The 15,983-nt window shown below is 40.8% G+C and carries 30 protein-coding genes; all 30 read right to left on the bottom strand.

From position 1 onward, the window contains the following. Positions 1 to 16: 16 nt before the first annotated feature. The 30 genes from DJ93_RS13650 to tuf all read right to left on the bottom strand — a co-directional run bounded on the left by DJ93_RS13650 (position 17) and on the right by tuf (position 15,894). Positions 17 to 961: a DNA-directed RNA polymerase subunit alpha gene (locus DJ93_RS13650; RefSeq protein WP_042981378.1), complete on the bottom strand. Its 945-nt coding sequence runs from the start codon at positions 959 to 961 to the stop codon at positions 17 to 19. Between the two features lie 181 nt (positions 962 to 1,142). After that, complete coding sequence (gene rpsK / locus DJ93_RS13645) at positions 1,143 to 1,532, bottom strand: 30S ribosomal protein S11 (protein ID WP_000101798.1); 390 nt, start codon at positions 1,530 to 1,532, stop codon at positions 1,143 to 1,145. Positions 1,533 to 1,556: 24 nt separating this feature from the next. After that, the gene (gene rpsM, locus DJ93_RS13640) at positions 1,557 to 1,922 is read right to left on the bottom strand and encodes a 30S ribosomal protein S13 (protein ID WP_003194382.1); all 366 of its coding nucleotides are present in this window, start codon (positions 1,920 to 1,922) and stop codon (positions 1,557 to 1,559) included. 21 nt (positions 1,923 to 1,943) lie between these two features. After that, positions 1,944 to 2,057 (bottom strand): 50S ribosomal protein L36, encoded by a 114-nt coding sequence (rpmJ, locus tag DJ93_RS13635; RefSeq protein WP_000868344.1) that lies wholly within the window; start codon positions 2,055 to 2,057, stop codon positions 1,944 to 1,946. Between the two features lie 35 nt (positions 2,058 to 2,092). Further along, positions 2,093 to 2,311 carry a translation initiation factor IF-1 gene (gene infA / locus DJ93_RS13630; RefSeq protein ID WP_001029884.1) on the bottom strand — a complete coding sequence of 73 codons (219 nt, stop codon included), beginning with the start codon at positions 2,309 to 2,311 and terminating at the stop codon, positions 2,093 to 2,095. A gap of 68 nt (positions 2,312 to 2,379) precedes the next feature. Next, on the bottom strand, positions 2,380 to 3,126 hold the full coding sequence (map, locus tag DJ93_RS13625) for a type I methionyl aminopeptidase (RefSeq protein WP_042981376.1): 747 nt from the start codon (positions 3,124 to 3,126) through the stop codon (positions 2,380 to 2,382). After that, positions 3,126 to 3,776, bottom strand: coding sequence for an adenylate kinase (locus DJ93_RS13620; RefSeq protein ID WP_017150140.1), 651 nt, complete (start codon positions 3,774 to 3,776; stop codon positions 3,126 to 3,128). Before DJ93_RS13620 ends, map begins: the two co-directional genes overlap by 1 nt. 54 nt (positions 3,777 to 3,830) lie before the next feature. Continuing rightward, positions 3,831 to 5,132: a preprotein translocase subunit SecY gene (gene secY / locus DJ93_RS13615; RefSeq protein WP_042981375.1), complete on the bottom strand. Its 1,302-nt coding sequence runs from the start codon at positions 5,130 to 5,132 to the stop codon at positions 3,831 to 3,833. Continuing rightward, complete coding sequence (gene rplO, locus DJ93_RS13610) at positions 5,132 to 5,572, bottom strand: 50S ribosomal protein L15 (protein ID WP_000766081.1); 441 nt, start codon at positions 5,570 to 5,572, stop codon at positions 5,132 to 5,134. The genes secY and rplO overlap by 1 nt, the downstream gene beginning before the upstream one ends. 33 nt (positions 5,573 to 5,605) lie before the next feature. Further along, on the bottom strand, positions 5,606 to 5,788 hold the full coding sequence (gene rpmD, locus DJ93_RS13605) for a 50S ribosomal protein L30 (protein ID WP_001085231.1): 183 nt from the start codon (positions 5,786 to 5,788) through the stop codon (positions 5,606 to 5,608). Between the two features lie 13 nt (positions 5,789 to 5,801). After that, positions 5,802 to 6,302: a 30S ribosomal protein S5 gene (gene rpsE / locus DJ93_RS13600; protein WP_000554646.1), complete on the bottom strand. Its 501-nt coding sequence runs from the start codon at positions 6,300 to 6,302 to the stop codon at positions 5,802 to 5,804. Between the two features lie 21 nt (positions 6,303 to 6,323). Then, positions 6,324 to 6,686 carry a 50S ribosomal protein L18 gene (rplR, locus tag DJ93_RS13595; RefSeq protein ID WP_000628816.1) on the bottom strand — a complete coding sequence of 121 codons (363 nt, stop codon included), beginning with the start codon at positions 6,684 to 6,686 and terminating at the stop codon, positions 6,324 to 6,326. 31 nt (positions 6,687 to 6,717) lie between these two features. After that, the gene (rplF, locus tag DJ93_RS13590) at positions 6,718 to 7,257 is read right to left on the bottom strand and encodes a 50S ribosomal protein L6 (protein ID WP_000086554.1); all 540 of its coding nucleotides are present in this window, start codon (positions 7,255 to 7,257) and stop codon (positions 6,718 to 6,720) included. A 31-nt stretch (positions 7,258 to 7,288) separates the two neighbouring features. Further along, entirely contained in the window at positions 7,289 to 7,687 is a 399-nt protein-coding gene (gene rpsH, locus DJ93_RS13585; RefSeq protein ID WP_000245511.1) for a 30S ribosomal protein S8, read from the bottom strand. Positions 7,688 to 7,716: 29 nt separating this feature from the next. Further along, positions 7,717 to 7,902 carry a 30S ribosomal protein S14 gene (gene rpsN / locus DJ93_RS13580; RefSeq protein WP_001085700.1) on the bottom strand — a complete coding sequence of 62 codons (186 nt, stop codon included), beginning with the start codon at positions 7,900 to 7,902 and terminating at the stop codon, positions 7,717 to 7,719. Positions 7,903 to 7,935: 33 nt separating this feature from the next. Then, on the bottom strand, positions 7,936 to 8,475 hold the full coding sequence (gene rplE / locus DJ93_RS13575) for a 50S ribosomal protein L5 (protein ID WP_001080829.1): 540 nt from the start codon (positions 8,473 to 8,475) through the stop codon (positions 7,936 to 7,938). A 26-nt stretch (positions 8,476 to 8,501) separates the two neighbouring features. Then, positions 8,502 to 8,813: a 50S ribosomal protein L24 gene (rplX, locus tag DJ93_RS13570; RefSeq protein ID WP_000558200.1), complete on the bottom strand. Its 312-nt coding sequence runs from the start codon at positions 8,811 to 8,813 to the stop codon at positions 8,502 to 8,504. A gap of 38 nt (positions 8,814 to 8,851) precedes the next feature. Beyond that, positions 8,852 to 9,220 carry a 50S ribosomal protein L14 gene (rplN, locus tag DJ93_RS13565; protein ID WP_000615914.1) on the bottom strand — a complete coding sequence of 123 codons (369 nt, stop codon included), beginning with the start codon at positions 9,218 to 9,220 and terminating at the stop codon, positions 8,852 to 8,854. 43 nt (positions 9,221 to 9,263) lie between these two features. Further along, complete coding sequence (gene rpsQ / locus DJ93_RS13560; protein ID WP_016116954.1) at positions 9,264 to 9,527, bottom strand: 30S ribosomal protein S17; 264 nt, start codon at positions 9,525 to 9,527, stop codon at positions 9,264 to 9,266. A gap of 20 nt (positions 9,528 to 9,547) precedes the next feature. After that, entirely contained in the window at positions 9,548 to 9,748 is a 201-nt protein-coding gene (gene rpmC, locus DJ93_RS13555; protein ID WP_000855718.1) for a 50S ribosomal protein L29, read from the bottom strand. After that, on the bottom strand, positions 9,738 to 10,172 hold the full coding sequence (gene rplP / locus DJ93_RS13550; protein ID WP_000928969.1) for a 50S ribosomal protein L16: 435 nt from the start codon (positions 10,170 to 10,172) through the stop codon (positions 9,738 to 9,740). Before rplP ends, rpmC begins: the two co-directional genes overlap by 11 nt. A 1-nt stretch (position 10,173) precedes the next feature. Then, positions 10,174 to 10,833: a 30S ribosomal protein S3 gene (gene rpsC, locus DJ93_RS13545; protein ID WP_000529958.1), complete on the bottom strand. Its 660-nt coding sequence runs from the start codon at positions 10,831 to 10,833 to the stop codon at positions 10,174 to 10,176. A 3-nt stretch (positions 10,834 to 10,836) separates the two neighbouring features. Beyond that, the gene (gene rplV, locus DJ93_RS13540) at positions 10,837 to 11,178 is read right to left on the bottom strand and encodes a 50S ribosomal protein L22 (RefSeq protein ID WP_001148024.1); all 342 of its coding nucleotides are present in this window, start codon (positions 11,176 to 11,178) and stop codon (positions 10,837 to 10,839) included. Positions 11,179 to 11,195: 17 nt separating this feature from the next. Continuing rightward, complete coding sequence (gene rpsS, locus DJ93_RS13535) at positions 11,196 to 11,474, bottom strand: 30S ribosomal protein S19 (protein ID WP_042981373.1); 279 nt, start codon at positions 11,472 to 11,474, stop codon at positions 11,196 to 11,198. 60 nt (positions 11,475 to 11,534) lie between these two features. Then, complete coding sequence (gene rplB / locus DJ93_RS13530; protein ID WP_042981372.1) at positions 11,535 to 12,365, bottom strand: 50S ribosomal protein L2; 831 nt, start codon at positions 12,363 to 12,365, stop codon at positions 11,535 to 11,537. Between the two features lie 28 nt (positions 12,366 to 12,393). Next, positions 12,394 to 12,684, bottom strand: a complete 291-nt coding sequence (gene rplW, locus DJ93_RS13525) for a 50S ribosomal protein L23 (RefSeq protein WP_001205558.1) — start codon at positions 12,682 to 12,684, stop codon at positions 12,394 to 12,396. Next, the gene (gene rplD / locus DJ93_RS13520; RefSeq protein WP_001127261.1) at positions 12,684 to 13,307 is read right to left on the bottom strand and encodes a 50S ribosomal protein L4; all 624 of its coding nucleotides are present in this window, start codon (positions 13,305 to 13,307) and stop codon (positions 12,684 to 12,686) included. The genes rplW and rplD overlap by 1 nt, the downstream gene beginning before the upstream one ends. Before the next feature lie 25 nt (positions 13,308 to 13,332). Further along, positions 13,333 to 13,965, bottom strand: coding sequence for a 50S ribosomal protein L3 (gene rplC / locus DJ93_RS13515; RefSeq protein ID WP_042981371.1), 633 nt, complete (start codon positions 13,963 to 13,965; stop codon positions 13,333 to 13,335). Positions 13,966 to 13,999: 34 nt separating this feature from the next. Further along, positions 14,000 to 14,308 (bottom strand): 30S ribosomal protein S10, encoded by a 309-nt coding sequence (rpsJ, locus tag DJ93_RS13510; protein WP_001040596.1) that lies wholly within the window; start codon positions 14,306 to 14,308, stop codon positions 14,000 to 14,002. Positions 14,309 to 14,706: 398 nt separating this feature from the next. Continuing rightward, positions 14,707 to 15,894, bottom strand: coding sequence for an elongation factor Tu (tuf, locus tag DJ93_RS13505; RefSeq protein ID WP_042981370.1), 1,188 nt, complete (start codon positions 15,892 to 15,894; stop codon positions 14,707 to 14,709). Positions 15,895 to 15,983: the final 89 nt, after the last annotated feature.

Genomic DNA, 15,983 nt, shown 5'->3' with positions numbered 1-15,983 from the left:
TGATGAGTTTAAATCCTCAGTCGTCTTTACGTAAACCTAAGCCTAATTCCTCAAGCTTATGCTTAACTTCTTCTAAGGATTTACGTCCTAAGTTACGAACTTTCATCATATCTTCTTCTGTTTTGTTCGCAAGCTCTTGTACAGTATTAATTCCTGCACGTTTTAGGCAATTATAAGAACGAACAGAAAGATCAAGTTCTTCGATAGTCATCTCTAGAACTTTTTCTTTTTGGTCTTCTTCCTTCTCGACCATAATCTCAGCATTTTGTGCTTCATCAGTTAAACCAACGAAGATATTTAAATGCTCAGTTAAGATTTTGGCACCTAAAGAGATAGCTTCTTTTGGCCCGATGCTTCCATCCGTCCATACATCAAGCGTAAGCTTATCATAATTAGCCACTTGTCCGACACGTGTCTTTTCCACTTGGTAAGTCACACGTGATACTGGAGTATAAATAGAATCAATAGGAATTACTCCTATTGGTTGATCTTCGCTTTTATTTGCATCAGCTGGCGTATACCCACGGCCACGCTTTGCAGTTAAACGCACGCGGAAATGCGCATCCTTTGCTAACGTTGCGATGTATAAATCTGGATTTAAGATTTCAACATCACTATCGTGAGTAATATCAGCAGCTGTGACAATACCTTCGCCCTGTATATCGATTTCCAACGTCTTCTCTTCTTCAGAGTAGATTTTAAGAGCTAACTTTTTCAAGTTTAAGATGATCGTCGTAACGTCCTCTACTACGCCCTCAACTGTTGAAAATTCGTGTAATACGCCATCAATTTGGATAGCAGTTACAGCGGCACCAGGGAGTGAGGATAAAAGAATACGACGTAAGGAGTTACCCAAAGTAGTACCATATCCACGCTCAAGCGGTTCAATCACGAATTTGCCATACTTAGCATCTTCGTTAAGTTCAACCGTTTCGATTTTCGGTTTTTCGATTTCAATCATTAACTAAACCCTCCTTCAAAACGTCGAAACCCCGGCTAAACAAAGGAAAAACCCTCTGTCTAACCGAAAGTCCCCCTTAGGCAGTTCCCGATTGTGCACAACAAGCGATGTTTCTGTACGAAATTTCTCGATAATGCATCATATCCATTATAGACAAAAGGGAAAATTCTATACAGAAAAATTACACACGACGACGTTTTGGTGGACGACATCCATTATGAGGAACTGGAGTAACATCTCTAATTGCTGTTACTTCTAGACCTGCAGCTTGAAGAGCACGAATTGCAGCTTCACGACCAGCACCAGGACCTTTAACAGTAACCTCTAAAGTTTTTAAACCGTGTTCCATTGCAGCTTTAGCAGCAGTTTCAGCAGCCATTTGCGCAGCGAATGGAGTAGATTTACGAGATCCACGGAAACCAAGTGCACCAGCACTAGACCAAGAAAGTGCGTTACCGTGAGTATCTGTAAGTGTTACGATTGTGTTGTTGAAAGTAGAACGAATATGAGCAATACCAGCTTCAATATTCTTTTTCACACGTTTTTTACGAGTGTTTGTTTTACGTGCCATTGTTAGTTCAACCTCCTTTACTTATTATTTCTTTTTATTTGCTACTGTACGACGTGGACCTTTACGCGTACGAGCATTGTTTTTAGAATTTTGACCACGAACTGGTAAACCACGACGGTGACGAAGACCACGGTAAGAACCGATCTCCATTAGACGTTTAATGTTAAGAGAAACTTCACGACGAAGGTCTCCCTCAACTTTAACGCGGTCTACGATGTCACGGATACGACCTAATTCGTCTTCCGTTAAATCACGAACTCGTGTTTCTTCAGAAACACCAGCTTCAGCAAGAATTTTTTCAGCAGTTGTGCGACCAATGCCGAATACGTAAGTTAAAGAAATAACAACGCGTTTGTCACGAGGAATATCTACACCTGCGATACGTGCCATTCCGAATGCACCTCCTTCTGATTAACCTTGTTTTTGTTTATGTTTAGGGTTTTCACAAATAACCATTACTTTTCCACGTCTACGAATAACTTTACATTTTTCGCAGATTGGTTTAACTGACGGTCTTACTTTCATGTCTCGAACCTCCTTAAAGATTACGGAGTGCTATATTATTTAAAACGGTACGTAATACGACCACGATTTAAATCGTACGGAGATAATTCTACCGTAACTTTGTCTCCTGGTAAAATACGAATGAAGTTCATACGGATTTTACCAGAAACGTGAGCCAATACGACATGCCCATTCTCTAATTCTACTTTGAACATAGCATTTGGCAACGTTTCAAGAACGGTACCTTCGACTTCAATTACATCATCTTTAGCCATTCAATAGTTCTCCCTTCATCAAATCAGTAACATTTTACACTGCTCTGAAATCCCGGAGAGCCAGCTACTTATAAAGTGGTAAGGATTTCGTATCCTGCTTCTGTAAGAGCAATCGTGTGCTCAAAGTGGGCACACCATTTACCATCTACCGTTACCACTGTCCAGTCATCAGATAGTGTTTTTACATATCGTCTTCCTTGATTCACCATCGGCTCAACACAGATGACCATTCCCGGCTTTAATCTAGGACCTCTATTTGGTGGACCATAGTGCGGGATTTGAGGGTCCTCATGTAAGTCTTGCCCGATTCCGTGACCAACATACTCCCTAACGATCGAGAATCCATTCTCTTCAGCATGGGTTTGAACCGCATGTGAGATATTTGATAATCTTTCGCCTGGTTTTACTTGTTCTAAACCAAGATACAACGATTTTTCTGTGACATCAAGTAGCTTTTGAACAGATTCAGAAATGTTTCCAACTGGATACGTCCATGCAGAATCTCCATGGTACCCATTGTATTTCGCACCAATATCGATACTGATGATATCGCCCTCTTCGAGCTTGCGCTTCCCTGGAATCCCGTGTACAAGCTCTTCATTTACAGAAGCACATATGCTCCCCGGAAATCCGTTGTATCCTTTAAAAGATGGCGTAGCACCATGTTTTCGAATCGTCTTTTCCGCTATTTGATCGAGCTCTTTCGTTGTAATTCCTGGAGTAATATGCTGTTTCAACTCTTGATGAGTTAAAGCAACGATCCTGCCAGCTTCTCGCATGATTTCTATCTCGCGAGGAGTTTTGCAGATGATCATTACGCTAAGCCTCCGATGAGAACATCGATATCAGCAAATACTTTATTGATATCTTGCTCACCATTAATGCTTTGTAAGTAACCAAGCTCTTCGTAGAAATCAAGCAAAGGTTTTGTTTGCTTAATATTTACATCTAAACGATTTGCTACAGTCTCTTCATTGTCATCAGAGCGTTGATATAATTCGCCACCACATTTATCGCACACGTCAGCTTTTGCTGGCGGATTGAATTCTAAGTGGTAAGTCGCACCGCACTCTTTACAAATACGACGGCCTGTAAGACGTTTTAATAGCAATCCTGAATCCACATTAATGTTTAAAACATAGTCGATTTTTTTGCCAAGATCTTTCATAATCTCTTCAAGAGCAGATGCTTGTGCAACTGTTCGTGGGAAACCATCTAATAAGAAGCCTTTTACACAGTCTTCTTGACTTAAACGTTCACGAACGATTCCAATTGTAACTTCATCTGGAACAAGCGCACCTTTATCAATAAAAGATTTTGCTTGTAAACCAAGTTCAGTTTCAGCCTTCATAGCCGCACGGAACATATCTCCTGTTGAGATGTGAGGGATGTTATACTTGGCAACAATCTGTTCGGCTTGTGTACCTTTACCAGCACCAGGAAGCCCCATTAAAATTAAGTTCATCCTTGTTCCCCCTCAGTACATGAGCATGTAGGGAAGATGATTCTTCCCACTTACTCACTGCTTGATAAACCCTTTGTAATGGCGTTTTACCAATTGGCTTTCTAGCTGCTTCATTGTTTCTAAAGCAACGCCGACAACGATTAACATACTCGTTCCACCAATCTGTGCAGATGGAGGAAGATTTCCCAATTTCGTAAAGATAACTGGTAAAATTGCAATCGCTGCTAGGAAAATTGATCCTACAAAGGTCAAACGATACAAGATTTTTGTTAGATATTGTTCTGTATTCTTACCCGGACGAATACCTGGAACATATCCACCTTGCTTGTTTAGATTTTCTGACATTTGCTCTGGATTAACCTGAACAAATGCATAGAAATATGCGAAGGCTACAATGAGCGCTACATATATTATCATTCCCACTGGGTGAGAATAGTTAAAATTTGCAATAATCCACTGCGATACATCATGTTTCGGGAAGAACTGTGCAATAGTCGGAGGCGTAATTAAGAATGAAACAGCAAAAATTACTGGAATAACACCCGCACTATTTACCTTAAGCGGTAAATGTGTGTTTTGTGCTCCAGTATAACTACCATTTCCTCCTGTTACACGCTTCGCATATTGAATTGGGATCTTTCTAACAGCCTGTTGAATGAAAATAACACCAACAATAACTGCTAGCACAGCTAGTAAAATCAATGCAACTTTAACGATACTCATGAACAATTGATCTCCGATATTTTGAAACTGTTGCTGATACACTTGAGATATAACACTTGGGATCGCTGCGGCAATACCACCAAAGATAAGGATGGAAATACCATTACCTACACCTTTAGCTGTAATCTGTTCACCTAACCACATTAAAAATGCAGTACCAGCAGTCAGTACCGTAGCAATGTATAAATAAGTGCTCCAACCTGGATTCAAAATTAACTGTCCACCTACCATACCGTTAAAACCGATCGACATACCAAACCCCTGAATAAACGCAAGAACAATTGTAAAATAACGCGTGAATTGCGTTAATTTACGACGGCCCATTTCGCCTTGCTTCGACCATTCCGAAAATTTAGGAACAACATCCATCTGCAATAATTGCACGATGATGGATGCTGTAATATACGGCATGATTCCCATCGCAAAGATGGAGAAGTTTTTCAAGGCGCCACCGCCAAATGTATTTAGGATACCTAAAGCATTTAATTGATCTTGTGCTTTCAGTACGTCTCCATTTGTAAATGGCACTGGGATAAACGTGCCAATCCTGAATACGATTAACATCGCTAAAGTGAATAATATTTTACGTCTTATCTCAGCAACGCGCATAAAGTTGGAGATTGTACGAAACATTAGATCACCTCAACTGATCCGCCAGCTGCTTCAATTGCTTCTTTAGCACTTGAAGAGAACTTGTGCGCTTTAACAGTTAATTTTTTCTCTACAGCTCCGCTTGCAAGAACTTTAACACCGTCGTTTAACTTGCTGATAACGCCAGTTTCCAGCAATAATTCAGGTGTTACTTCTGTACCATCTTCAAAACGATTTAACGTTGATAAGTTTACAATAGCAAACTCTTTACGGTTAATGTTTGTGAAGCCGCGTTTTGGTAAACGACGGAATAATGGAGTTTGACCACCTTCGAAGCCAAGACGAACACCGCCACCAGAACGTGCGTTTTGTCCTTTATGACCTTTACCAGCAGTTTTACCGTTACCAGAACCGATACCACGACCGACACGGTTACGTACTTTACGAGAACCTTCTGCAGGTTTTAATTCATGAAGTTTCATTCCCAGGCACCTCCTTATATTAATGAGTTATCCTTAAGCTTCTTTTACAGTTATAAGGTGAGAAACTTTGTTGATCATACCAAGAATAGCAGGAGTTTCTTCCTTAACTACAGTTGAATTCAACTTTTTAAGACCTAAAGCTTCTACCGTCGCACGTTGATCTTGTGGACGACCAATTACACTACGAGTGAGGGTAATTTCTAACTTTTTCGCCATTTGTTTTCCCTCCTTAACCTAGTAGCTCTTCTACAGATTTACCGCGTAATTTTGCAACATCTTCAGCGCGCTTAAGTTCGCTTAAACCGTTCACAGTAGCGCGAATCATGTTGATTGGTGTGTTAGAACCAAGAGATTTCGAAAGAATATCTTGTACACCAGCTAATTCAAGTACCGCACGAACTGGTCCACCAGCAATAACTCCAGTACCTTCAGCAGCAGGTTTTAAGAATACTTCACCAGCTCCAAAATGACCGTTGATTGTGTGTGGAATTGTCGTACCAACTAATGGTACTGCGATTAAGTTTTTCTTAGCGTCTTCGATAGCTTTGCGAATTGCGTCTGGTACCTCTTGTGCTTTACCAGTACCGAATCCAACATGACCGTTTTTATCGCCAACTACAACTAGTGCAGCAAAGCGGAAACGACGACCACCCTTAACAACTTTCGCGACACGATTTATCGTAACTACACGTTCTTCAAGTTCTAATTTACTTGGGTCAATGCGATGCATCAATTTTCCCTCCTTTGACCATTAAAATTGTAATCCAGCCTCACGAGCAGCTTCAGCTAGAGCTTTAACACGGCCATGGTATAAGTAACCACCGCGATCAAATACTACTTCTTTAACGCCTTTCTCTACAGCACGCTTAGCAACTGATTCTCCAACTTTCGTAGCAGCTTCAATATTGCTAGTACCGTTAAGAGCAAGGTCTTTATCAAGAGTAGATGCACTTACTAACGTTACACCATTTACATCATCAATAACTTGAGCGTAAATATGTTGGTTAGAACGGAACACATTTAAACGTGGACGTTCTGCAGTACCAGTAAGCTTAGCACGTACACGTGCATGTCTTTTCTTACGAGTCGCATTTTTATCAGCTTTAGTGATCATTCTTGTCACTCCTTTCTCTCACCTAACGGGTTTACTTAGCAGTTTTACCTTCTTTACGACGAACAACTTCGCCTTCGTAACGAATACCTTTGCCTTTATATGGCTCTGGAGCACGTACAGCACGGATGTTAGCAGCGAATTCGCCAACACGTTGCTTGTCGATACCTTTAATTACGATTTTAGTTGGTGCAGGTACTTCAACTTCAAGACCTGCTTCCGGAGTCATTTCTACTGGATGAGAATAACCTACGCTTAATACAAGTTTATCACCTTGTTTTTGAGCACGGTAACCAACACCGACTAATTCAAGTCCGCGTGCGAAACCTGTAGTTACACCTTCAACCATGTTTCCGATTAAAGCACGAGTTGTACCGTGTAATGCACGGTGTTCCTTCTGTTCAGATGGACGCTCAACTGTTAATGTATTTTCTTCAATTTTGATAGACATATCAGCATTGAAAGTACGAGTTAATTCACCTTTAGGGCCTTTTACTGTTACAGTATTGTCTTCTGCAATTGTGATAGTAACACCTGCAGGGATTTCAAGAATCTTTTTACCAATACGAGACATGTGGTCACACCTCCGTTCGTTTAAATATATATTACCAAACGTATGCTACTACTTCTCCACCAGTTTGTAATTGACGAGCGTCTTTGTCCGTCATTACTCCCTTAGATGTAGAAACAAGAGCGATACCTAATCCGTTAAGTACACGTGGTACTTCATCAGCTTTTGCGTAAACGCGTAAGCCAGGTTTACTGATACGTTTTAATCCAGTGATTACACGTTCGTTGTTTGCACCATATTTCAGGAAAATACGAAGGATACCTTGTTTGTTATCCTCGATGTATTCTACATCACGAATGAAACCTTCACGTTTTAAAAGTTCAGCGATCTCTTTTTTGATTTTAGAAGCAGGAACCTCTAATTTCTCATGACGTACCATGTTCGCATTACGGATGCGAGTAAGCATGTCTGCAATTGGATCTGTCATCACCATGTGTTTTACCTCCTTCCCATTTGTGGGTTTTACCAACTAGCTTTTTTAACACCAGGAATTTGACCTTTATATGCAAGTTCACGGAAACAAATACGGCAAAGTTTAAATTTGCGGTATACAGAATGCGGACGACCGCAGCGTTCGCAACGTGTATACTCTTGTACTTTAAACTTAGGAGTACGCTTTTGTTTCGCTATCATAGATTTTTTAGCCACGTTTTCGCCTCCTCTACTTAGCGTTGGCTTCCATTATTTTTGGAATGGCATACCGAATTGTGTTAAAAGTTCACGAGCTTCTTCGTCAGTTTTCGCTGTAGTAACGATTACGATGTCCATACCGCGGACTTTGCTTACTTTATCATAATCGATCTCAGGGAAAATAAGTTGCTCTTTAACACCTAATGTGTAGTTACCACGACCGTCGAATGATTTCTTAGAAACACCACGGAAATCACGCACACGTGGTAAAGAAACTGATACTAATTTGTCGAAGAACTCATACATTTGCTCGCCGCGTAAAGTTACTTTCGCACCGATTGGCATACCTTCACGAAGACGGAAACCAGCGATTGATTTTTTAGCGCGAGTTACAACAGGTTTTTGACCTGCGATTTGTGTTAATTCTTCTACTGCATTGTCTAAAGCTTTTGAGTTAGATACCGCGTCACCAACACCAGTGTTGATTACGATCTTTTCGATTTTCGGTACTTCCATCACAGATTTATAGTTAAACTTGCTCACTAGAGCAGGAGTAATTTCCTTTTGGAACTTCTCTTTAAGGCGATTCAATGAAGTGACCTCCTTTCTTAAGAAAATTATTTATCTAATAATTCACCAGATTTTTTTGCAATACGAACTTTTTTACCATCTTCTACTTTGAAGCCTACGCGAGTAGGTTCGCCTGTTTTCGGATCTAATATCATAACATTAGAAACGTGAATAGGTGCTTCTTTCGTAATAATTCCACCTTGTGGATTTAATTGAGATGGCTTAGAGTGCTTCTTAACGATGTTAACACCCTCAACGATAACACGGTTTTGCTTTGGGAAAGCCACAAGGATAACACCTTGTTTTCCTTTGTCTTTACCAGTGATTACCTGTACTTTATCACCTTTTTTTACATGCATCTTAATTCTGCACCTCCTTAGCAAGGCAATACCTTAAATTATAGAACTTCTGGAGCTAAAGAAACGATCTTCATGAAGTTGCTATCACGTAATTCACGAGCTACTGGTCCGAAGATACGAGTACCACGTGGGCTCTTATCGTCTTTAATGATAACCGCTGCGTTTTCATCAAAGCTAATGTAAGAACCGTCCGGACGACGAGCTCCGCTCTTCGTACGTACCACTACTGCCTTAACAACGTCACCTTTTTTAACAACGCCACCTGGTGTTGCTTGTTTTACCGTAGCAACGATAATATCACCGATGTTAGCATATTTACGACCAGAGCCGCCTAATACTTTAATTGTTAAAAGTTCACGTGCACCAGAGTTGTCAGCAACTTTCAAACGAGATTCTTGTTGGATCATGTTATGAAACCTCCCTTCGGACTAAAAATTCCGATTCGTCTATTTAGATAATAACCGCTTCTTCAACGATTTCAACTAAACGGAAACGCTTAGTAGCAGAAAGCGGGCGAGTTTCCATGATTTTTACGATATCGCCAATTTTTGCTTGGTTTTGCTCATCATGGGCTTTGTACTTTTTAGAATACTTAACACGTTTTCCGTACAAGGAATGAGTTTTGTAAGTTTCAACTAAAACTGTAATCGTTTTGTCCATTTTATCAGACACAACACGACCAGTATAAACTTTGCGTTGGTTACGTTCGCTCACTATGCAAACCTCCCCTCAATTTATCGATTAATTCCGATCTCTCTTTCACGAACTACAGTTTTCATACGAGCAATCGCTTTACGCACTTCACGGATGCGAGTTGGATTCTCTAATTGTCCTGTAGCAAGTTGGAAGCGAAGATTAAACAACTCTTCCTTTAAAGCTTTAACTTTTGTTTCGATTTCGGCAGTGGTTAATTCACGAATATCATTAGTTTTCATTAGATTCACCACCATTTTCTTCACGTTTTACGAATTTACATTTCACTGGTAACTTGTGAGCTGCAAGACGTAATGCTTCGCGTGCTACCTCTTCAGATACACCCGCGATTTCGAACATAATTTTCCCAGGTTTTACTACTGCTACCCAGCCTTCTGGTGCCCCTTTACCGGAACCCATACGTACTTCTAGAGGTTTTGCAGTGTAAGGCTTAGAAGGGAAAATTTTAATCCATACTTTACCGCCACGTTTCATGTAACGAGTCATTGCACGACGAGCAGCTTCGATTTGACGGTTTGTAATCCATGAAGCAGCTTGTGCTTGTAAACCGAATTCACCGAAAGCAATTTCAGTTCCACCTTTTGCACGACCACGCATTTTACCACGATGCTCTCTACGATATTTTACGCGTTTAGGCATTAACATATTATTTTCCTCCTTCCTCAGAAGCTTTCTTTTTTGTAGGAAGGACTTCTCCACGGTAGATCCATACTTTTACGCCTAATTTACCGTATGTTGTATCAGCTTCAACTGCTGCATAGTCAATATCAGCGCGAAGTGTATGAAGTGGAACAGTTCCTTCACTGTAAGATTCTGCACGAGCGATATCAGCTCCGCCAAGACGACCAGAAACCTGTGTTTTAATACCTTTCGCACCTGCACGCATAGCACGTTGAATAACTTGCTTTTGTGCACGACGGAATGATACACGGTTTTCTAATTGACGAGCGATGTTTTCGCCTACTAATTTAGCGTTAAGATCAGCTCTCTTAACTTCTAAAATGTTGATGTGTACACGCTTGCCTGTTAATTGGTTAAGAGCTTTACGAAGTGCTTCAACTTCAGTACCACCTTTACCAATTACCATACCAGGTTTTGCAGTGTGAATTGTAACATTTACACGATTTGCTGCACGTTCGATTTCTACTTTAGCAACAGCAGAATCTTTTAAGCGTACAGTAATGTACTCACGGATTTTGATGTCTTCATGTAATAATGTAGCGTAATCTTTCTCAGCGAACCAACGAGATTCCCAGTCACGGATAACACCGACACGAAGACCAATTGGATTAACCTTTTGACCCATCGATTATCCCTCCTTCTTTTCTGATACCACAACTGTGATGTGGCTTGTGCGTTTGTTAATTTGGCTTGCACGACCCATTGCACGTGGACGGAAACGTTTCAACGTTGGACCTTCGTCAACGAAAACTTTTTCTACAACTAGGTTGTTAATGTCCATTTCATAATTGTGCTCTGCATTTGCGATTGCAGATTTTAAAACTTTTTCTACAACTGGAGAAGCAGTTTTTGGTGTGTGGTTAAGGATAGCAATCGCTTCACCCACTTGCTTACCTCGGATTAAGTCTACTACTAAACGAACTTTACGAGGAGCAATACGAACTGTTCTCGCTACTGCTTTAGCTTGCATTGAAGTGCCTCCTCTCATTATCTTCTAGTTTTCTTATCGTCAGCAAGGTGACCTTTATACGTACGAGTTGGTGCAAATTCACCTAACTTATGGCCAACCATATCCTCAGTGATGTACACAGGTACGTGTTTACGACCATCATATACAGCGATTGTGTGCCCGATGAACTGAGGGAAGATTGTTGAACGGCGAGACCAAGTTTTAACAACTTGTTTTTGCTCAGATGCAACTAATTTTTCCATTTTGTTCATTAAGTGCTCATCGACAAATGGTCCTTTTTTTAAGCTACGAGCCATTTTGGTGCCTCCCTTCGTGATTGGCGTACGGTTCTAGAAATGAACCGTACTACAATCCCATTATTTTTTACGACGACGAACGATAAATTTGTCAGACGCTTTGTTTTTCTTACGAGTCTTGAATCCAAGAGTTGGTTTACCCCATGGAGACATTGGAGACTTACGTCCGATTGGAGAGCGTCCTTCACCACCACCGTGTGGGTGATCAACCGGGTTCATTACAGAACCACGAACTGTTGGGCGCTTACCTAACCAGCGAGAGCGACCTGCTTTACCGATTTTGATAAGTTCGTGTTGTTCGTTACCAACTTGACCGATTGTAGCGCGACAAGCAGATAATACAAGACGTACTTCACCAGAAGTTAAACGTACAAGTACGTATTTACCTTCTTTACCAAGTACTTGAGCAGATGTACCAGCAGAACGAACTAATTGTCCGCCACGACCAGGCTTAAGCTCAATGTTATGAACAACAGTACCTACTGGAATGTTAATTAATGGTAATGCGTTACCGATTTTGATGTCAGCTTCTGGGCCAGACATAACTTCCATACCTACTTCTAAAGTTTTAGGAGCAAGAATGTAACGTTTTTCACCGTCAACGTAGTTAATTAATGCGATATTCGCAGAGCGGTTTGGATCGTATTCGATCGTAGCAACGCGTCCTGGAATTCCATCTTTGTTACGCTTAAAGTCGATGATACGGTATTGACGCTTATGTCCGCCACCTTGATGACGTACAGTAATTTTACCTTGGTTATTACGACCAGCCTTCTTGCTTAAAGGAGCAAGTAAAGACTTTTCGGGTCTGTCAGTCGTGATTTCAGCGAAATCATTCGTAGTCATGTTACGACGACCGTTAGTAGTTGGATTATACTTTTTAATTCCCATCTCAATTTCCCTCCTTCTTTAGTAAGAATTAAACGCCTTGGAAGATTTCGATTTCTTTGCTGTCAGCAGTTAGCTTAACGATTGCTTTACGACGACGGCTAGTAAAACCAGCGTGACGACCAACGCGTTTTGCTTTCGGCTTGTAGTTCATGATGTTCACTTTTTCTACTTTAACACCAAAAATCGCTTCTAGAGCATCTTTAACTTCTGTTTTATTAGATTTAACGTCCACATCGAACGTGTATTTTTTTTCAGCCATCATTTCCATAGAACGTTCAGTGATAACTGGGCGCTTAATGATATCACGAGGATCTCTCATTATGCAAGCACCTCCTCTACTTTTTCCACTGCCGCTTTTGTCATGATTAGCTTATCATGATGAAGCACGTCTAAAACGTTTACGCCATCAGCAGTGATTACTGTTACTCCAGGGATATTGCGAGCAGATAACTCTACAGATTCGTTTGCATCAGCAGTTACGATAAGAGCTTTCTTCTCAACAGTTAATCCTTTAAGTACTGCTACCATGTCTTTTGTTTTTGGTGCATTTAACACTAGGTCTTCAAGAACTACAATGTTGTTCTCAACTACTTTAGTAGCTAATGCAGATTTGATTGCTAAACGACGAACTTTCTTAGGAAGTTTGTACGCATAGCTTCTTGGTGTAGGTCCGAATACCGTACCACCACCACGCCATTGAGGAGAGCGGATAGAACCTTGACGAGCACGTCCAGTTCCTTTTTGACGCCATGGTTTACGACCACCACCGCGAACTTCAGAGCGAGTTTTTACTTTGTGTGTACCTTGACGTAAAGATGCACGTTGCATCATTACAGCTTCGAAAAGTACAGCTTCATTTGGTTCGATACCGAAAATAGCTTCAGCTAATTCGATTTCACCAACCTGTGAACCAGTTTGGTTATATACAGTAACTTTTGGCATTGGAATTCCTCCTTCCTATTGTGAATTATTTGCTAACCTTCACAGCGCCTTGAACAACTACAAGAGATTTCTTAGCACCTGGAACGTTACCTTTTACTAGTAATAAGTTGCGCTCAGTGTCAACTTGAACGATTTCTAAGTTTTGGATAGTAACTTGGTCTCCACCCATACGTCCAGCAAGTTTTTTACCTTTGAATACACGGTTCGGAGCAACTGGGCCCATTGAACCTGGACGACGGTGATAGCGAGAACCATGAGACATAGGTCCGCGAGATTGTCCGTGGCGTTTAATTACACCTTGGAAACCTTTACCTTTAGAAATTCCTGTTACGTCAACGATTTCACCTGCAGCGAAAACATCAACTTTTACCTCTTGACCAACCTCTAATCCGTCCACGTCTGCATCGCGGATTTCGCGAATGAAGCGCTTAGGAGTTGTAGATGCTTTAGCAGTGTGGCCTTGTTCAGGCTTGTTAGTTAACTTTTCACGTTTATCTTCGAATCCAAACTGAATTGCGTTGTAGCCATCAGTTTCTGTTGTTTTCTTTTGAAGAACAACGTTTGGATTAGCAGCGATTACCGTTACTGGGATTAGCTCACCATTTTCAGCAAATACTTGAGTCATACCGATCTTTCTTCCTAAGATTCCTTTGGTCATGAGTTACACCTCCTACATTTTTAAGTTATATGAATTATAGTTTGATTTCGATATCTACACCAGATGGTAAGTCTAAACGCATTAATGAATCTACTGTTTGCGGAGTAGGACTCACGATGTCGATTAGACGTTTGTGCGTGCGCATTTCGAATTGCTCACGAGAATCTTTGTACTTATGAACAGCACGAAGAATTGTGTAAACAGTCTTTTCAGTTGGTAATGGGATCGGACCAGAAACTGTTGCCCCAGAACGCTTAGCTGTTTCTACAATTTTCTCAGCTGACTGATCAAGAATACGGTGATCGTAAGCTTTTAAACGGATACGAATTTTTTCTTTTGCCATTATTTTCCCTCCTTCGTTCGCCTATTTCTAAAATAGACCTTCTCCATGGAAATTTCCCCACACCATGCCATGGCAAAGCGGCCGGGTGTGTCAGCAACCTTCCACTTCATCGCAGTCAAAGACCAACATTGTCTATTATACAATGTTATTCGTCTAGATGCAAGCATCTTTTTGTTTGCATCTGCTTTTCTCTACTTTTGCTATTATACATGGCACTTTAAAGAATTTCAAGTTTTCATCTAACAGAATTCTTTTTACAGTTTTTGGATTTAGGGTTTTTTAAGTTCATATTATTATAGAAGAAACTCGTCAAAACATAAAAAGAGGATCTTATCTATTATATAAACACAAACAAAAACCCAAGGGAAAATCCCTTGGGTTTTATATATCAGTTAAGATTACTCAACGATAGTTGCAACTACACCGTAACCTACTGTACGTCCACCTTCACGAATAGAGAATTTTGTTCCCTCTTCGATAGCGATTGGAGCGATAAGTTCGATAGTCATTTCGATGTTGTCACCAGGCATTACCATTTCAGTACCTTCTGGTAATTGGATGATACCAGTTACGTCAGTTGTACGGAAGTAGAACTGAGGACGGTAGTTAGCGAAGAATGGAGTGTGACGTCCACCTTCTTCTTTAGATAATACGAAAACTTCAGCTTTGAATTTAGCGTGAGCTTTTACAGAACCGCTTTTCGCAAGTACTTGTCCACGTTGGATGTCTTCACGAGCAACCCCACGAAGTAGAGCACCGATGTTGTCTCCAGCTTGAGCTTGGTCAAGAAGTTTACGGAACATTTCTACACCAGTTACAGTTGTAGAAGCATTTTCTTCAGCAAGACCGATGATTTCTACTACGTCACCAACTTTAACGATACCGCGCTCAACACGACCAGTTGCAACTGTACCACGACCTGTGATAGAGAATACATCCTCGATAGGCATTAAGAATGGTTTGTCAGTTTCACGTTCTGGAGTTGGGATGTAAGCATCAACTTCAGTCATTAATTCGATGATTTTTTCTTCCCACTCAGCTTCTCCTTGAAGAGCTTTAAGAGCAGAACCTTTAATTACAGGAATGTCGTCGCCTGGGAATCCGTATTCAGATAATAGGTCGCGAACTTCCATTTCTACTAATTCTAATAATTCTTCGTCGTCTACCATGTCGCATTTGTTTAAGAATACAACGATGTAAGGAACACCTACTTGACGAGAAAGAAGGATGTGCTCACGTGTTTGAGGCATTGGGCCATCAGCAGCAGATACTACTAAGATACCGCCGTCCATTTGAGCAGCACCAGTGATCATGTTTTTAACATAGTCAGCGTGACCTGGGCAGTCAACGTGTGCATAGTGACGAGTTTCAGTTTCGTACTCAACGTGTGCAGTTGAGATTGTGATTCCGCGCTCTCTTTCTTCTGGAGCAGCGTCGATTTGATCGTATCCGCGTGCTTCAGCACCACCAGCTTTTGCAAGAACTGTAGTGATCGCAGCAGTTAATGTAGTTTTACCATGGTCAACGTGGCCGATTGTACCGATGTTAACATGGGGTTTAGAACGTTCGAATTTAGCTTTAGCCATTCTAAATTCCTCCTTAGTTTATATAGGTTATTTTATATTTAGACTAGAAAGTGAAACTTAAGCTTCACTTTCTAAGCTTACATAAGTAG

The organism is Bacillus clarus (assembly GCF_000746925.1).
In the GTDB taxonomy this organism is placed as follows: domain Bacteria; phylum Bacillota; class Bacilli; order Bacillales; family Bacillaceae_G; genus Bacillus_A; species Bacillus_A clarus.
The sequence above is the reverse complement of the archived record's forward strand: the minus strand, read 5'-3'. Positions and strand labels throughout refer to the sequence as shown.

What these genes read in the sequence shown, in the direction of transcription:
- rplF (WP_000086554.1), bottom strand. Translation starts at nt 7,257, where the DNA reads ATGTCTCGTATTGGTAAAAAGATTCTTGAAATCCCTGCAGGTGTTACT.
- map (WP_042981376.1), bottom strand. Translation starts at nt 3,126, where the DNA reads ATGATCATCTGCAAAACTCCTCGCGAGATAGAAATCATGCGAGAAGCT.
- rplB (WP_042981372.1), bottom strand. Translation starts at nt 12,365, where the DNA reads ATGGGAATTAAAAAGTATAATCCAACTACTAACGGTCGTCGTAACATG.
- rpsH (WP_000245511.1), bottom strand. Translation starts at nt 7,687, where the DNA reads ATGGTGATGACAGATCCAATTGCAGACATGCTTACTCGCATCCGTAAT.
- DJ93_RS13650 (WP_042981378.1), bottom strand. Translation starts at nt 961, where the DNA reads ATGATTGAAATCGAAAAACCGAAAATCGAAACGGTTGAACTTAACGAA.
- rpsE (WP_000554646.1), bottom strand. Translation starts at nt 6,302, where the DNA reads ATGCATCGCATTGACCCAAGTAAATTAGAACTTGAAGAACGTGTAGTT.
- rplX (WP_000558200.1), bottom strand. Translation starts at nt 8,813, where the DNA reads ATGCATGTAAAAAAAGGTGATAAAGTACAGGTAATCACTGGTAAAGAC.
- rplW (WP_001205558.1), bottom strand. Translation starts at nt 12,684, where the DNA reads ATGAGAGATCCTCGTGATATCATTAAGCGCCCAGTTATCACTGAACGT.
- rplO (WP_000766081.1), bottom strand. Translation starts at nt 5,572, where the DNA reads ATGAAACTTCATGAATTAAAACCTGCAGAAGGTTCTCGTAAAGTACGT.
- rpsJ (WP_001040596.1), bottom strand. Translation starts at nt 14,308, where the DNA reads ATGGCAAAAGAAAAAATTCGTATCCGTTTAAAAGCTTACGATCACCGT.
- rplV (WP_001148024.1), bottom strand. Translation starts at nt 11,178, where the DNA reads ATGCAAGCTAAAGCAGTAGCGAGAACAGTTCGTATTGCTCCTCGTAAA.
- infA (WP_001029884.1), bottom strand. Translation starts at nt 2,311, where the DNA reads ATGGCTAAAGATGATGTAATTGAAGTCGAAGGTACCGTTCTTGAAACG.
- rplN (WP_000615914.1), bottom strand. Translation starts at nt 9,220, where the DNA reads ATGATCCAACAAGAATCTCGTTTGAAAGTTGCTGACAACTCTGGTGCA.
- rpsM (WP_003194382.1), bottom strand. Translation starts at nt 1,922, where the DNA reads ATGGCACGTATCGCAGGTGTAGATATTCCTCGTGACAAACGCGTTGTT.
- rpsC (WP_000529958.1), bottom strand. Translation starts at nt 10,833, where the DNA reads ATGGGTCAAAAGGTTAATCCAATTGGTCTTCGTGTCGGTGTTATCCGT.
- rpsK (WP_000101798.1), bottom strand. Translation starts at nt 1,532, where the DNA reads ATGGCACGTAAAACAAACACTCGTAAAAAACGTGTGAAAAAGAATATT.
- DJ93_RS13620 (WP_017150140.1), bottom strand. Translation starts at nt 3,776, where the DNA reads ATGAACTTAATTTTAATGGGGCTTCCTGGTGCTGGTAAAGGTACACAA.
- rplP (WP_000928969.1), bottom strand. Translation starts at nt 10,172, where the DNA reads ATGTTAATGCCTAAACGCGTAAAATATCGTAGAGAGCATCGTGGTAAA.
- rpmD (WP_001085231.1), bottom strand. Translation starts at nt 5,788, where the DNA reads ATGGCGAAAAAGTTAGAAATTACCCTCACTCGTAGTGTAATTGGTCGT.
- rplC (WP_042981371.1), bottom strand. Translation starts at nt 13,965, where the DNA reads ATGACCAAAGGAATCTTAGGAAGAAAGATCGGTATGACTCAAGTATTT.
- rpmJ (WP_000868344.1), bottom strand. Translation starts at nt 2,057, where the DNA reads ATGAAAGTAAGACCGTCAGTTAAACCAATCTGCGAAAAATGTAAAGTT.
- rplD (WP_001127261.1), bottom strand. Translation starts at nt 13,307, where the DNA reads ATGCCAAAAGTTACTGTATATAACCAAACTGGTTCACAGGTTGGTGAA.
- rpsS (WP_042981373.1), bottom strand. Translation starts at nt 11,474, where the DNA reads ATGGCTCGTAGCTTAAAAAAAGGACCATTTGTCGATGAGCACTTAATG.
- secY (WP_042981375.1), bottom strand. Translation starts at nt 5,132, where the DNA reads ATGTTTCGTACAATCTCCAACTTTATGCGCGTTGCTGAGATAAGACGT.
- rpmC (WP_000855718.1), bottom strand. Translation starts at nt 9,748, where the DNA reads ATGAAAACTAATGATATTCGTGAATTAACCACTGCCGAAATCGAAACA.
- rplR (WP_000628816.1), bottom strand. Translation starts at nt 6,686, where the DNA reads ATGATCACTAAAGCTGATAAAAATGCGACTCGTAAGAAAAGACATGCA.
- tuf (WP_042981370.1), bottom strand. Translation starts at nt 15,894, where the DNA reads ATGGCTAAAGCTAAATTCGAACGTTCTAAACCCCATGTTAACATCGGT.